Annotated in this window: 12 protein-coding genes and 1 tRNA gene; 6 read left to right on the top strand and 7 right to left on the bottom strand. The window is 51.5% G+C overall.

The features are described 5' to 3' along the window. Positions 1 to 46: 46 nt before the first annotated feature. Positions 47 to 877: an ammonia-dependent NAD(+) synthetase gene (gene nadE / locus CX651_RS15905; RefSeq protein WP_101056846.1), complete on the top strand. Its 831-nt coding sequence runs from the start codon at positions 47 to 49 to the stop codon at positions 875 to 877. 47 nt (positions 878 to 924) lie between these two features. Here the strand turns inward: nadE and CX651_RS15900 are convergent, their stop codons facing one another. After that, positions 925 to 1404: a DUF6942 family protein gene (locus tag CX651_RS15900; RefSeq protein WP_146225993.1), complete on the bottom strand. Its 480-nt coding sequence runs from the start codon at positions 1402 to 1404 to the stop codon at positions 925 to 927. Between the two features lie 90 nt (positions 1405 to 1494). Between CX651_RS15900 and CX651_RS15895 the strand changes: the two genes are divergently transcribed. Further along, positions 1495 to 2955, top strand: a complete 1461-nt coding sequence (locus CX651_RS15895) for an alpha/beta hydrolase (RefSeq protein ID WP_101056826.1) — start codon at positions 1495 to 1497, stop codon at positions 2953 to 2955. Here the strand turns inward: CX651_RS15895 and CX651_RS15890 are convergent. Both CX651_RS15890 and yejK read right to left on the bottom strand, forming a co-directional pair. Beyond that, entirely contained in the window at positions 2921 to 5089 is a 2169-nt protein-coding gene (locus CX651_RS15890) for a diguanylate cyclase (protein WP_101056825.1), read from the bottom strand. The genes CX651_RS15895 and CX651_RS15890 overlap by 35 nt on opposite strands. Before the next feature lie 281 nt (positions 5090 to 5370). Beyond that, on the bottom strand, positions 5371 to 6399 hold the full coding sequence (gene yejK / locus CX651_RS15885; RefSeq protein ID WP_039034005.1) for a nucleoid-associated protein YejK: 1029 nt from the start codon (positions 6397 to 6399) through the stop codon (positions 5371 to 5373). A 79-nt stretch (positions 6400 to 6478) separates the two neighbouring features. On the opposite strand from yejK, the gene CX651_RS15880 reads away from it, so the two are divergent. From CX651_RS15880 to CX651_RS15870, 3 genes are all read left to right on the top strand, one after another. Beyond that, entirely contained in the window at positions 6479 to 6691 is a 213-nt protein-coding gene (locus CX651_RS15880; RefSeq protein ID WP_025011457.1) for a YejL family protein, read from the top strand. Positions 6692 to 6796: 105 nt separating this feature from the next. Then, positions 6797 to 8578 carry a DUF3413 domain-containing protein gene (locus CX651_RS15875; RefSeq protein WP_101056824.1) on the top strand — a complete coding sequence of 594 codons (1782 nt, stop codon included), beginning with the start codon at positions 6797 to 6799 and terminating at the stop codon, positions 8576 to 8578. Positions 8579 to 8736: 158 nt separating this feature from the next. Further along, positions 8737 to 8813, top strand: a tRNA-Pro gene (locus CX651_RS15870). A gap of 128 nt (positions 8814 to 8941) precedes the next feature. Here the strand turns inward: CX651_RS15870 and CX651_RS15865 are convergent. From CX651_RS15865 to CX651_RS15855, 3 genes are all read right to left on the bottom strand, one after another. Further along, entirely contained in the window at positions 8942 to 9676 is a 735-nt protein-coding gene (locus CX651_RS15865) for a DUF4336 domain-containing protein (protein WP_101056823.1), read from the bottom strand. 66 nt (positions 9677 to 9742) lie between these two features. Then, positions 9743 to 10402: a helix-turn-helix transcriptional regulator gene (locus tag CX651_RS15860; RefSeq protein ID WP_101056822.1), complete on the bottom strand. Its 660-nt coding sequence runs from the start codon at positions 10400 to 10402 to the stop codon at positions 9743 to 9745. A 44-nt stretch (positions 10403 to 10446) separates the two neighbouring features. Further along, positions 10447 to 11721, bottom strand: coding sequence for an L-cysteine desulfidase family protein (locus CX651_RS15855; protein ID WP_101056821.1), 1275 nt, complete (start codon positions 11719 to 11721; stop codon positions 10447 to 10449). Positions 11722 to 12066: 345 nt separating this feature from the next. Here CX651_RS15855 and CX651_RS15850 point away from each other — a divergent pair, with 345 nt between their 5' ends. Then, positions 12067 to 13374: an SLC5/6 family protein gene (locus tag CX651_RS15850; RefSeq protein WP_224868160.1), complete on the top strand. Its 1308-nt coding sequence runs from the start codon at positions 12067 to 12069 to the stop codon at positions 13372 to 13374. Between the two features lie 120 nt (positions 13375 to 13494). On the opposite strand, the gene CX651_RS15845 is transcribed toward CX651_RS15850, so the two are convergent. Continuing rightward, a complete protein-coding gene (locus tag CX651_RS15845; RefSeq protein WP_101056820.1) occupies positions 13495 to 14580 on the bottom strand; it encodes an AI-2E family transporter in 1086 nt (361 codons plus the stop codon). Positions 14581 to 14861: the final 281 nt, after the last annotated feature.

The raw sequence follows: 14861 nt of genomic DNA, 5'->3' as shown, positions 1-14861 counted from the left end.
TATCAAAGTCAGACTTATAAACACCGATAACAGATTGGAGCCCACTGTGAAAGGACAGATCTTAAGAGAAATGAAAGTGCTGAGTGCTATTGAACCTGAATATGAGGTGGAAAGGCGGGTCGCATTTCTTAAGGCCAAATTGCAGGAGGCTCGCAGCAAGACTCTGGTACTGGGGATCAGTGGCGGGGTCGATTCCTCCCTGGCCGGGCGCTTATGTCAGTTGGCGGTAGATTCACTCAATCAAGGTAAAGCCGAGGCTGAGTACCGTTTTGTGGCCATGCGTCTACCTTATCTTGAGCAGCGTGATGAACACGAGGCGCAGCAGGCGCTGGCATTTATCCGCCCCAGCAAACTGGTGACTGTGAATATTCATGAGGGGGTGAGTGGCATTCATCAGCATGTACTCAGTGGCTTTGACCGTGCCGAACTGGCGCTACCGGATGCCAAAAAGGTTGATTTTGTGAAAGGCAATGTCAAGGCCAGAATGCGGATGGCGGCCCAATACGAAGTGGCGGGTTTACTCGGTGGCCTGGTGGTTGGAACAGATCACAGCGCCGAAAATGTCACAGGTTTCTATACCAAGTGGGGCGATGGAGCCTGCGACTTGGCGCCACTTTTCGGCTTGAATAAGCGTCAGGTACGGCAATTGGCCGCCTTCCTCGGCGCCTCGGAAACCTTGGTATACAAAGCGCCAACGGCGGATCTTGAGTGTGACAACCCGGGTCTTGAAGACGAGGCTGCCTTGGGGTTGAGTTACGATCAGATTGACGACTTCCTTGAGGGCAAGCCGGTTTCCGCCGAGGTGGAAAGCAGGATCATAGCCATTTACAAGGCGACGCAGCATAAGCGCAGGCCAATACCGACCATTTACGATTAACTGCTCAAATTGAATCGTAAAACGTCGCGTTAATCGCGGCGTTTTCTTTATGGGTTGTAGCGTAGCGCCTGACGTAGCAGCAAAATACTGGCGTTGGGAAACTGGCGGTAATCCAGGTAAGGGACTTTCCAGCGCCACTGATCCAGCCGCTGTATACCGGGCGCACCGTTAAGTCTCTGCCCGGCATCACTGGCGATATTGAGTTTGCCGGCGGCTTCATTGCCGGCGATAAGTGCTATGCCGCTATCGGTTACTAGCTCGGTCGCGCCTATCTCAAGTGCAACCTGGGAAAAGAGCCCGCGCTGCAGAAAGCTACGCCAGTCATCATCGGGGGTAAATATCTTGGCGCAGATCACCAGGATTTTGCGCCAGTGGTTTGAGTTGGCGGCTATCAAGGCTGCGGCGGCGCCGCTCTGTTGCCAGTGCCAGTCAAGCGGCAGTGTTGGCGGGTTGGGTAAGTAAACCCGCGCTTTGGCCAGATCGTTACCAATACGCAAAGGAAATGAAGGTGTTGAGTGTGCGTGCACAGTTTCTCTCTGTTAGACTTTTATGCCAATAGATGTCAGTGAAATGCCGTTTCAGCGCCGCCACTTTGGGGCAGTTCGAGGTAAAGGTCAATGAAAACTCTGCTTATCAGCTCGGGGAAACAGCTTACTATTGCGCTTTTTTATGCTTGTTTCGGTATAGGGCTGGCGCTGACTGTAACCGGGATCTGGTTACTCAATGATCGTGTTGATTTGAGTCCCTGGCATACTCACTTTCTGAGTCATGAGTTTGATCGTCACAAGGGAGTGGACGACTTCAACGATTATCTCAAGTTGGAGCAGCAACTGTTTGCCGAGCTTGATCAGGAGCTTGGTAAATTTTCTCCCGCCATAAGTTCACCTATCAATCGTTATCACAGCGGCAGCATAGCAGATCCCAAGCGCTGGGATTTTCCCTGGAATCAAAGTTTCGAGTGGGCCAATGCCGATGCGCAGTTCGGGCTCTTGCTGCTTCATGGTATGTCAGATTCACCCTACGCCATGCATCAATTTGCCCAGCAGTTCAAGGGGCGCGCTCATGTGTTGGCGCTGAGGCTACCGGGACACGGCACTTTGCCATCCGGCCTGGTGCGCTTGGAATGGCAGGATCTTGCCGCGGCCGTTAAGCTGGCTAGTCGCCATCTGACCCAGGTGCTCAATGGTAAACCTCTCTATGTGATAGGTTATTCCACTGGCGCCAGTCTGGCGCTCAACCATGAGTTGGAAAACCTTCACCAGGGCCGGCCTGCTGACTATGAGAAGGTGGTGATGCTGTCGCCGGCCATAGGTTTGGCCCCCATGGCGGTCGGCGCGCAGTGGCAGTCGCAGCTGGGTTATATTTTGGGGCTGGAGAAACTCAGCTGGAATACTATCTCACCCGAGTATGATCCCTTTAAATACAGCTCTTTTGCCGTTAATGCCGGTGATGTGGTATATCGTCTGGCGCAGCACAATAGTCAGCGTTTGTTGGCTTTGCCTGAAGAAAAGAAACATCTGCTGCCGCCGATTTTGGCGTTCCAGTCACTGGTGGATGATTCGGTATCAACTAAGGCTGTACTGGAGAACCTGTTCTTGCGACTGCCCAAAGGATACAACGAGCTGGTGATTTATGATATCAACCGTAATCAGGTGAATCTCAGTATGACACCTGTGGATCCTTTGGCGGAGATCAGCCGCATACTGGCACGAACCAATCTGGCTTTCCGGGGAACTTTGATTGAAAACCAGGTGGGCTTCAGTCATCTGGTGCAGGCTCGGGAGTTTGGTACTCATTCCGGGGTGGAGAAACTCGACTTCAAATGGCCCGTGTCAGTTTATTCCCTGTCTCATGTAGCCTTGCCGTTTTCTGCCAACGATAGTCTGTATGGCAATCAGATGCCGACCAGCATGGATCGCATTCAAATTGGCGCCGCAGCGTCCCGAGGGGAGCGCGGTGTCATCAGCATTCCCGCTGCCGATATGCTGCGCCAGCGCTGGAACCCTTTCTTTGATTATCAGATGCAGCGGATCGAGGCCTTTTTCAACCTAGATCCTGAGCCGACAGAGTACAGATGACCCGGTTGCGTCCCTCGCTTTTGGCTTGGTACAGGTTAGCATCGGCTTTTTTCAACCAAACCTCCAGAGACGGACTGTAGGAGGCATTGGCAATTAGGGCGCCGATACTCGCAGTGACACTGATCCGACGTTGATCTTCGGGGTTGATGATCTCAAGTTCGGCAATGGCCTGACGTATTTCATTCAGATACGGCTCTATCTTGAACGGGTTGCACATGGGCAGCAGTAACAATAGCTCTTCACCGCCGTAGCGGCTGATAAGATCCGCGTCGCGCTTGAACTTTGTCTTAAGCAAATCGGCGACTCGTTTCAAGGTTTCATCACCGCCCAGATGACCAAATTCATCATTGATCCGCTTGAAGAAGTCCAGATCCATTAATACCACAGCCATGGCCTCGTGATTGCGCTGACAAAGGCCCTGCAAAGTGGTGAAACTCGCTTCGGCATGGCGCCTGTTGGCAAGTCCAGTGAGGGGATCTGTCTGGGCCAACTGTTTGAGTTTGCGGTTGGCTTGCTCGAGCTCCAGAGTTCGAATGATGACTTTTTCTTCCAGATCCAGCTGGTGGGCCATCAGTTGGCGTTGGCTGTCCTTGAGCTCACTGTAGAGGTGAGTGACTTCCACAGGCACGTTATGGCCATCTAGCCGCTTATCCTCAGTGAGGCGCATGCCCTTATTGAGTTGCTCTGAAATCAACTCCAGCGGTTTGGTCAGGCGCTGCCCAACAACCCTTGCAACCAATAGCGACAGTAACAGGAACAGCAACAATAATGCGAAGGTGAAAATAAACTGGCGCTCCACTTCATGCAGCAATGGGGCGTAGGGATCGAGCACAAAAATTTGCCAGTTGTTTGGCAGGCGATACTGGCTGTAAACATATTCCGGACTGTCGTTATCCAATGCTTTTAGATTAAGCATGGGCAATAAAGAGCTATAGTGCTTGCCACTTTGGCGATAGTTGAGCCGCTCGAGTTTGGGTAAGGCCAACGTCTTGGAAGCGTAAATAAGACGCATATTTTCATCGACAATAAACATCGACTGATTGGTTTGTTCCAGAAAGTCATTATCCAATTCGCTGAAACGATTGAGGTTGAGTGAGCCTTCCAATACGCCGATAACTTGTGGGCCTGTGGCGAGATACAGCGGGCTGCTGATGGCGACTATGGCATCTGAGCCGAAGCCCCGGCCGAGAAATACAGGGGAAATAAACAGGCGTTCATTGAAAAATGCCTGCTGAAAATAGTCTCTGTCATTGATCCTCTTATCGCCCCCTTTAAGCGCTTTTAGCCCACTGACAGGGCTTGCCTGCACTATGTTGCCTTCGCCGTTGGCAATCAGCATGGTTAAAAAACCGGGGTTGAGTTTGTGCAGCCGCGACAGCATTCGCTGCAACTCATCAGGACTGGGGGCGCTATGCTTAATAAGTTCGGCGGCGGTCGCAATAACCGACTGATGCCGCGCCAGGTAATGCTCTACCGCAAGGCCGATATTTTTGCCGGTTTCATGTAAGTGTTTACCCAGGATCTGTTGCTGCTTGTTGACCCAGTAATAATTAAATACCAGGGTAGAGAGCATCAGGCTCAAGTTGAGCAGCAGCAAAAAGCTGTAAAAGAGCTGCTCGCCAAAGCCGCTACGCTTGGCAGGTAGCTGACGACCGGTCAGGCGTTTGAGCGCAGGGGTTACCAACACAATCAAGCAGGCCAGGGTGATATAGACCATGGCATTGACTGACTGCTTGATGACGACAAAGGGAATATATTCTGAAGGTAAGTCACTGAAAAATAAGAGGTACACATAAATAAGTGGCATGCCCAGCAACAACCAGAAGCAGACCCCGGCGTAAAATGCCGGCCAGCGTCTTTGTCTGGCAAATCCCAGCGCCAGCGCCTCGAGGCAGAAGAGGAGATAAACATGGGGACTGTCCCATTGCAGCATCAGCGAGGTTACGCTGGTGGCAGCTGCGAGCAGCGCATACCAAGGCCCCAGTAAGATGGCGACGAGCACATAGAAGGTATTACCCAACACCAGCTGCACATTGGCAAACAAAGGGATGGGGAAACTGTTGCAGGCAAAGCCTATCAGGCCGGCCATTAGACTCAGCAACAGTGGTTGTCGATACCAGGGCAAGTGGGTCAAATCAGTTCCAACTCCTGTCTGGAGTTAATGAATAGTTAATGATAAATGCTAGAGCTAAATGGTTTATTTAACAATAATTTTTGAATATTTGTCTTGAGTGGCATCCAATGCCTGTTTCGAATTCATACCCGTCATGGTTGAAGGCAGTGGTGCTTTTGCACAAAAACGGGGGCTTAGTGGTTAACCCGGGCAAATAGTTAGGAAAGAGTCTGGTGAGATAAAGGAAAAAGCATCAAGGCGCCCCTGATATCAATGAAAGCGCCTTGATGTGGTTGTCAGCCTTATTCGCCCTTGAGGCGTCGGTCCAGTTGATCTTTTAAGTTGGCGGGCACGCCTTTGATCAAAATGGTATCCGATACCGGATCGTAAATGACCCGCTCGCCCAGATGTGAGCTGTCAAAGCTCAGGGTCAGGCCGCCGCCGGTGCCGGAGAATTTCTTCAACTGCCTCAGGGTAGATTTATCGGCCGGAAACTCCTCTTCCAAACCGTAATCACCGCCAACGGCAAAGTCATAGAAGGAATCCATGCCGGATTCGGCCAGTTCATCGGCCAAGTCCTTGAGCATGACTTCACTGCCGCTGTCGACCTGGGACGTACAGTATTCAAACACCCGGTCGCGGCAGGTTTGACGCTCTTCTTTGGTCAGTTCACCGCCACCGACAAAGTCTTCCACCGCCTGCATCAAGGTCTTGCTCTGCTGCTTGGGGTTAACCCCTTCGACGCAGCCCATAAAGTCGAGGAAGAAGTCGGCCACCTTGCGTCCCGCTCTGCCGCGGATAAAGGAGATATATTTGCGTGACTCACTGTCGGCTTGCCACTCGGTGAGATCGATTCGGGCCGCCAGTTGGATGTTATTCAGATCCAGATGGTCGTTTTGCGACAGCTCCATATCATCCAACACTGTCATTGACGACTTGGCGTTCAGCAGTGCCACAAACAGATAGTCGCTGGCCATAAAGGTGTAGCAGGCAAGCAACAAAAAGCCGCCCTGGCTGAAGTCATACTTGGAGAGTTCTTCCTGCAGCAGTTTGCCCGCGGTAGCTGAGAACTCTACAAAGCCTTGTTGCCCGTCGCGATAGGACTTGAGCGCCTCCTTGAAGGCGGGGTTGGCTTCGCCATCATCACCGGGGACACCAAAATAGCCAAAGCCTTTTCCCGCTTTACTGGAATAGCTCTGGTGCAGCTCATCAAGCATGGTCTCTACGGCTTGGCTGTTCAGCAGTGGTTGAGGGCGCAGACGGCAGCTGAGCTGGCCTTCGCCATTTTGGGTGATTGCGTGAATAATCGCTTGTTCGACGTGAATACTCATAAGCCCCGATAGTGATACTCTGTTGTAAATCCGCTATTATATGCCGCTAATCCTTATCTGAGTGAATCATTTTTTATTTATGGCTATCCAATCAAAATATACCAATGCTCAAGTTGAATCCCTGATCGCCGAATTGCTGGCTGTGCTGGAAAAACACCAGGCTCCAACCGATCTTGGCCTGATGGCGTTGGGAAATGCGGCTTCGCATCTGCTATCGACCAAGGTGCCCAAGGAAGCTCGTCAGCAAGTGGCGGAGCAATTTGCCAAGGCATTGACACAATCACTGCGTTGACTTGTAACGATTGAAATGCGCTAACATAGTGGCGTTGTAAGTCAAAAAGCAGATAATAGCAAACAATGTAAGATACACAGGCAACTTACAAAAAAGCGGATCCATATGGTCGAGCGAACAAAGCAGTTGGGCAAGGACAGGGTTTCACGCCTTATCAATTGGGGGCATTGGTTTGCCTTCTTCAATGGCTTTTTGGCCATGATAATCGGCAGTCGATATCTGGAAAGTGTCGGCTACCCGGAAACCTGGATTGGTTGGGGTTACCTTGGTGTCAGTACCATAGGTCATTTCAGCTTTCTGGCGTTTATTGTCTATCTGGTGTTGCTGTTTCCCGTCACTCTGCTGTTGCCTTACTCGCGTATCCTTCGGGGATACGCGGCTGTGGTGGCCACCCTTGGCCTGTGTATCATGCTGTATGACACCATAGTCTATGACGACTATGGTATGCATTTGAGTCCATTCGCTGTTGATCTGGCCTGGGCCGACCTCAACAGTTTGCTGCATGGCACCTCTTATATTGTCACTCCCCTTGGGATCTTGGCGCTGGAGTTGACCGCCGCCAACTTTATCTGGAAGCGGATCGAGAAAATTCAAAAGCGTAATTACGGCAATAAGGTGGTGGCCTTTATTGGGGTATGCTTTGTCAGTAGCCATCTCATTCATATCTGGGCCGATGCTGCCGATGTTACCGAAATTACCCGTTTTGATGATGCCTATCCGTTATCCTATCCGGCGACGGCGCGCACTTTCATGGAAAATCATGGTATCGACGGCTCCAGCAGCTTGCAGGTGGATACCGAAACCAGTTTTAAATACCCAAGAGTACCGCTGACCTGCAGCGCCGAAGAACATCCCAATGTACTGCTTATTGCCATCGATAGCCTCAGGGCCGATATGACCGATGAACAGACCATGCCGTTTTTCAGCCGCTACAGCAAACAAAACCATGCGTTTATGAATCACTTAAGCGGTGGCAATACCTACCGCAGCGGCATGTTTTCCCTGCTTTACGGCCTTCAGGGCAGCTATACAGATGCGGTGGAGCTGAATTACACCAGTCCCTTGCTGGGGCAGAGCCTCAAGCAGCAGGGCTACAATCTTGGTTTATTTATCAGCAGAAGCAATTATTCCGATGCGCGTCCCCAGGCGATATTCCGTGATTTTGACGCTCATATTGCCGAAGATGAAGGTGGCAGTGCCATGGCCGATATTCAGAATATCGATAGTTTCCAGCAGTGGCGGGCCCAGCAACAAGCCCCTTGGTTTGCGCTTTTGAACCTCAAATCGCCGGAAGACTATGATACGCCAGTGGGTTTCCTCGGCGTGCAGACGGTCAAACCCGACAGCGCTCTCAAACCGGCGCAGAAGGTGTTGTTCAATCAATATCGGCAATCGCTGAACTTTATCGACAAACAGCTGGAGCAACTCTTGTCTGCTATGCCGGAAAACACCCTGGTGATCATTACCGGCGTCAATGGCAAGGTGTTCACCAGTAACGCCGATGAGGCCAGACGAGATTTGTCACCGGCCAATGTGAGCGTGCCTTTGGTGATCCATTGGCCCGTCGGCGGCCACGCCCAGGCCAAATACCGCACCAGCCACTATGGTTTGGTGCCCACCTTGATGAGCCAGGTGTTGGGTTGCAGCAATCCGGCCACAGATTACAGTGCCGGCCGCCACCTGCTGCAGCCCGACAGCCTCACCTGGGTGTATGTCGGTGATGCTCGGGTGTTTGCTATCTATCAGCAATCGGAGATCACTGTGATTGACCGTCATGGCCAATATCGTATCTATGACAAGGCTTATCAGAAGCATTTGGATAAAAAGATGAGTGCCCCGGAGCTTATCGAAGTGATGCGCGAAGGGCGGCGTTTGTACAACCATTAAGCGCCGCGGATTAAAGACTGAACGACAAAGGAAAAACAGACCACAAACTAGGCAGTTAAACTAAAAAACCACAGATGGAGCTTGCACAGCTTCACGACTGTTGGTAAAGTTCTGCCTCGTTGAGACGGCACACTGCGCCAGCCGCTCAAGACAAATATCGGTATGTAGCGCAGCCTGGTAGCGCACTGTCATGGGGTGTCAGGGGTCGGAGGTTCGAATCCTCTCATACCGACCACATTAAAAACAAAAAAGCCCAATCTGTTGATTGGGCTTTTTTGTGCCTGTCTTTTTTGTATCAGTCTTTTTATCTATGTTTGGTAAGCCGCGAAGTCAGTAGTCTTGCTGTTTATGTTGCTGTGCCTGTTAGTGGTCAAGAGTCCCAAGCCAGGAGAATGAATGGCGGATAAAGCGGTCGGCATCCCGGGACTGACATTCGCCGTGGGCTATGATGAGTTTCTCCGCTTGCCAGCCAAGTATAGTGGCCAGGGCCTTTCGGGCCTGAGGCTTGCCAAAGCAGAAGCTCAGGCGCCAATCCAGCGGTGTCTTGCCGTTGGGGGCCAGTATGCCACTGATGCGTGCCAGCGGTCTTTGCCAGGCTTTGAAGCACTCGGGCTGAAAGTTTTCAATCAAATCGGTCAGGATCAGCGTGCGGCTGTGGCGATGAAAGAATACTGCCTCCTGCATCACAGGGCTGCCCTGAAACAGGCAAAAGTCCAGCTCGTCAAGCCAAGGGGCTTTGGCATTGTGTTGCGAGTCTGCCAATTCGCTGAGCAGCAGTTGGTCGAAATGCAGATCGCTGCGTTTTTTTGCCAGTTCTTCGGTCGCGTAGCTTAGGGCATTGGGAAAGGCTTGCTGCCAGTCTTTGACAAACAGATGGTGCAATGAGTTGGGCGCCAGCAGATACCTGACTTCACCGAGGGCCTTGACCTCCTCGAGCAGCTCGCGGCTGAGTGCTATGGGGGAGTGCAACCAAAGCGTGCCATCATCAAGCCTGACCACTGTCATCCGGGTAGTGTATGGCAGACCAAAGAAAGGCACTGTCTTGCCTGTCACTATCCATATGTTATCACCGAAGGGTTTGAGTCTGTGATTGGGCATTGCGGCTCCTTGGTATCACTTATTGGCATTGTTATCTAACGCCGATGATCCCGCTAGTTGTCAATGTCACTCCTGCGGGGCTTTTAACTCCCTCAAGTAGCGGTAAATGGTGTGCACCGAAATATCCAGGCGCTTGGCGGCCACCTGGGCGCTATCCTTGAGTTCAAAAATGCCGGCATCGAACAGACGAGTCACGATTTCACGGTTTTTTTTCGATGGCGGGATCTGTTCACAGTGGCGTACTGCTTGATTGACCTTGTCTATGGTGCTGTGCAGCGTTTCCTCAATATTGACGGCGAATACTTCTGACGTACCGCTGTGTTCTGTGAGCGGGGATTGTTGCGGCAGCATGGAGTGCAACACAGACATCAAAGGCGCATCCATATCTGTGTTGATACACAAAAGGCCTATGGCCATCTGCTTTTCGTTGCGAATAACCGTAGTGATGGATTTCAGAGTCTTGCCATTACCGCTTTGGCTCAGATAAGTCTCGGAGATATCCTGGCCGCGCTTGAGTTTTTCCAATGCCAGGTTGGTAATAGGTGCGCCGACACTGCGGCCGGTAATATGGCCGTTGGCTATTTTGATGACCGAGGGGTTCTCTCTATCCAGGCTGTGTAAAACCACTTCTGTGTGTGACCCATACATGGTGGCTATACCGTCGACCACATTTTTGATGGCGTTGAGTATCTCCATATCTTTGGGAGTTAACTTGTGAAGTTTCACCGCTATCCTTGTGTGAAAGCCCGGTTATTGGCGGGCACTGGAGCTTAGGCAGACATGATACTGATAATGGTATTGTCGGTCGACACCATGCCATCACAGATCATCTGTCCCAGATTCTTGATTGTTTGTTCGACATCGGCGGCGACTATGCCCTGCGTCGATACGGAATGTTGGTTGAGCGCCATCAAAAATGCCCGTACAGCCGCGCTGGACGAGGTGCTGACCTTCATAGCGCAGGAAGCTTTGGCGCCGTCACAGACCATGCCAGTGCTGTCACTGATGACATTCTGAATGGCGTAACAGCTTTGTTCAAAACTGCCCCCGGCAAGATACACCATGGCCATGGCAGCGGCGGCACTGGTCACTGTGTTGCCGCAAAAAGCCGATAGTGGCGGGTAGTGGGACTTGATATAAATGGCGCCCAGGTGGCTCATGATAAGTGCCCGGGCCAGTTGCTCTTCACTGCAGCTGAACTTCTTGGCGGTGACCACTACAGGTACAGTCGCGGCTATGCCCTGATTGCCACTGCCAAAATTGCTCATGGCCGGTAGGGTAGCGCCACCCATGCGCGCATCCGAGGCGGCCGCCGTGTACATGACTATCGAGTTGAGTAGATCGTCACTCAGCAAGCCGCTATCGATATTTTTCTTCAGCGTTCGGCCCACTTCCAGACCATAGGCCGAATTCATGCCTTCGTCGGACAGGCGGGAGTTAAGATCGGACGCCGCCAGAATAAATCTTATTCGGTTAACATCTACCCCGGTGGCAAACTCATAGATTGCGGCGATGTTGATATCGACGCCGTTACATACCGAAGCAGTGCTGCCTTGGGCTGAGGCTTCGGCCTGATACAGCAACTGGCCATCGAACCATTTCTCGGTAATCCGGGTATGGCTGCCACTGATAACGATTTTAACCTGGTGTTTGTCGTTGGCAGCGGTTACCGCGCAATAAATGAACTCGTCTGCTTGAATACGGGATATCTTGACCATGCCGGCATCAATAAGCGCCTGGGCCTCGGCCACTTGCGCCGGGTTGATATTCGCCAGCACTTCAAGACCGGCACCGGCATCACCGCCAAGGGCTCCTGCTGCTGCGGCAATGGCCAGGCCTATCTTGCCTGTACCGGGGACAAATACGCCCATGGCGTTTTTGTAGAGGTTATCCGAAACCTGAACCTCCAGGTTTAAAGGCTTGGCGCCCAGCGTTTCAGTGGCAACAGCGGCGGCATAGGCTGCGGCAATCGGCTCGGTGCAGCCCAGTGCAGGGCGCACAACTTGATTGAGGATAGCTATATATTGTTGCCACTGTGGTTTCATTACTGGGTTCCGGCGCGTCTGAGTGGGGGATAGGCAAGGGCTTGGCTTGCGGTCACTGTACCAATATTGCCCATAATCCCTTGAGACAACTTGCAACTATTTTTGAATGCGTTTCGGCTTAACGATGCAATTATTTGCATACCAAGGCTGTTGTGCAAATTTATTTTGCCGTTAAAGAGACGGTAATTGTTGCTAGTGTGACCCACATCTTGTAATTGACGGCATTTTTCATTTAATCCTTTGATATCAACAAAATTGCAAAAAAGAATGGCTAGCCAGTTAAGGTGGTGCAACTTTTTTTGCAAAAAATAACAAGCAGTATCCAATAATATTTAGGGTCGTTATATGAAAACTGACACTTTGGCACCAGAGTGGGGCGCGGTCATTACTCGTAATGATACGCAGGCATGGAAGGAGGCGACCCGGTTTGACAGTACTGATTGGGGTTGGATCATCATGTCCATCGGCATGGCCATAGGTGCAGGTATCGTCTTCTTACCTGTGCAGGTGGGTTTAATGGGGCTGTGGGTGTTTCTCTTGTCTGCCCTTGTCGGTTATCCGGCCATGTATATGTTTCAAAGGTTGTTTATCAATACCTTGGCCGAGTCCCGTGAGTGTCGGGATTACCCCAGCGTGATTGGTGATTATCTGGGGAAAAACTGGGGCATATTTCTTGGTGCCCTCTATTTTGTCATGTTGGTGATTTGGGTGTTTGTCTACTCGACGGCGATCACCAATGACAGCGCCTCTTTCCTGCAAAGCTTTGGAGCCACCAAGAGCCTGTTGTCTGAAAACCCCTTCTATGGTCTGGGGCTTATTTGTCTTCTGGTTGCACTGGCTTCCCGCGGCGAAAGCCTGCTGTTCAAGATTTCGACCCTCATGGTGCTCACCAAGCTTGGGGTGGTCGCACTGCTTGGGCTGATGATGGTCGACAAGTGGGATATCAATAATATCGGCGCAGTGCCCAATAGCACCGATTGGCTCCGCGATGCGGTGGTGATGCTGCCCTTTACCTTGACTTCGATCCTGTTTATTCAAAGCCTCAGTCCCATGGTGATCTCATACCGTGCCAGAGAGAAATCCATCGAGGTGGCGCGCTTTAAAGCGATGCGGGCGATGAACATAGCTTTCGGGATCCTGTTTGTTACAGTGTTCTTTTATGCTGTGTCCTTTACGCTGGCGCTGGGGCATGAGCAGGCGGTAAAAGCCGAGCAGGAAAATATTTCCGCCCTGGCGATAGTGGCGCAAGGCATGCCAGGTCAAACGCTGAAGCTCTTGAGCCTGACACTTAATATCTTTGCGGTGATGACGGCCTATTTTGGGGTCTATTTGGGGTTTCGGGAAGCGTGTCAGGGGATCATCATGAACCTATTGCAGCGCGTTATGCCCAAGGAGAAGATCAACACCAAGCTGGTGGGTTACGGCATTATGGTATTTACCATATTGCTATCCTGGAGTGCCATTGTGTTGAACGCCCCAGTGCTGAGTTTCACCTCTATCTGTAGCCCAATATTCGGCTTGGTCGGCTGTTTGATCCCGGCCTATCTGGTTTATCGGGTGCCGGCGCTGCACAAATACAAGGGCGTTGGCCTGTACGTGATTATCGCCACTGGGATCTTACTGTGTATCTCGCCCTTCCTGGCATTCAGTTGATTGACTTGAAGTTTGGATTTGAAAGAGTCGAGTGAAGAACGCCCCGGATTGCGGGGCGTTGTCAATGGCGCGGTAGCAAATTTACGCCAAGGGGTTGGGCCAAAAACTTATGTGAAGAGCTCAGGCCTTGTCCTGCTGCTGCAGAAAGTCGTGAAACTCTTCTTCATAGAGATGAAACAGCACTAGGGTAACGGCAAAGATGATAGGGCCGTAGATCAGGCCGATAAGCCCGAAGAGCTGCAGTCCTCCCAGCAAAGAGAAGAAGATCAGTAAGGTACTCATGCCGGCGGAGCCTTGCATCAGAATCGGCCTCAGGAAGTTATCGATAGAACCAACCACCAATATCCCCCAGGCACAGAGGAACAGGCCCCAGCCCCAATCGCCGGTCAAGGCCAGATAAAGCGCGGCCGGTACCCAGATAAGTGCAGTACCCACCACAGGGATAAAAGAGGCGAACGCCATCATGCAGCCGAGGAATAATCCGGGCAGGCCGACTATGGCCATGGCAATACCACCGGCAAGGCCTTGGGCCAGGGCGGTGAGGAAGGAGCCGAGTACTGCCGATTTAGCCACTTTTTCCACTTCATCGAGAATTTTATCCTCCTGGCTGCGGGACAAGGGGATCACATGTCTGAGGCTGGTAATTATCTGTTCGTTATCTCTGAGGAAGAAAAACAGCACGAACAGCATCAGGGAGAAATTGACAAAGAAGCCGGTGATATTGCCAAGTAATGCCGTGCTCAGGCCGACCAGACGAGTACTGAGCTCTGTCAGGGTTGCGGTGGCTTTTTGCAATATTTCCTGCGGATCTATGCTATCGAACGGCAACCATTTATTGGTCAGCTCCAGCGACGATTGTACCCAGGGATGCTCAAGCAACTCTTTGGCGCCACCATGGGTCAGCCATTGATAAGCCTGGGTGGCGGAGCTGATCCCCTGCTCAATCACGGAAATCAGCATAAACAGTAGCGGGATAAGTATGATTACCGTCAACAAAACACAGGAAAGCAGCGCGCTCAGATTGGGGTGATTGGGGAGTTTCGCTTCGATGCGCTTGTGCACGGGTAAAAACAGTAAGGAAACGATAAATCCCAGCAGAATAGCGCCCAGATAGGGAGCGACCAATAGATAACAGGCATAAGCCGCAATGGCCAAAGCGGCGAGGATTAACCAATGGCGGGGTTCGACCCGAAAACGTACGGACACGGGAATTCCTTGTTAATTCAAAAAGTATGTTGAGTTTGCCATCTGTGTGGCTGGGGCTACATGTTTGGACCCGGGCTCGAGATGACGGCAGTTATTAAACCACGGAGCGGCAGCGCAAGAGAAGAACTGCTTGGACCATATACTCGCTTAATCGCCAAGCGTCAGTGGTATGTCACTCTTGAAAGCCACCTGTTGTGATACAGGTGGCTTTTTCAGTAGCAATAGCATTAGAACTTGTAGTTTACCCCCACAGTGAATCGTTGACCCAGCATGTCGTAGTA

Source organism: Shewanella chilikensis (assembly GCF_002836945.1).
GTDB lineage: Bacteria > Pseudomonadota > Gammaproteobacteria > Enterobacterales > Shewanellaceae > Shewanella > Shewanella chilikensis.
The sequence above is the reverse complement of the archived record's forward strand: the minus strand, read 5'-3'. Positions and strand labels throughout refer to the sequence as shown.

Coding starts and splice junctions, on each gene's coding strand:
- CX651_RS15895 (WP_101056826.1), top strand. CDS start 1,495: ATGAAAACTCTGCTTATCAGCTCGGGGAAACAGCTTACTATTGCGCTT.
- yejK (WP_039034005.1), bottom strand. CDS start 6,399: ATGAGTATTCACGTCGAACAAGCGATTATTCACGCAATCACCCAAAAT.
- CX651_RS15880 (WP_025011457.1), top strand. CDS start 6,479: ATGGCTATCCAATCAAAATATACCAATGCTCAAGTTGAATCCCTGATC.
- CX651_RS15875 (WP_101056824.1), top strand. CDS start 6,797: ATGGTCGAGCGAACAAAGCAGTTGGGCAAGGACAGGGTTTCACGCCTT.
- CX651_RS15865 (WP_101056823.1), bottom strand. CDS start 9,676: ATGCCCAATCACAGACTCAAACCCTTCGGTGATAACATATGGATAGTG.
- CX651_RS15855 (WP_101056821.1), bottom strand. CDS start 11,721: ATGAAACCACAGTGGCAACAATATATAGCTATCCTCAATCAAGTTGTG.
- CX651_RS15850 (WP_224868160.1), top strand. CDS start 12,067: ATGAAAACTGACACTTTGGCACCAGAGTGGGGCGCGGTCATTACTCGT.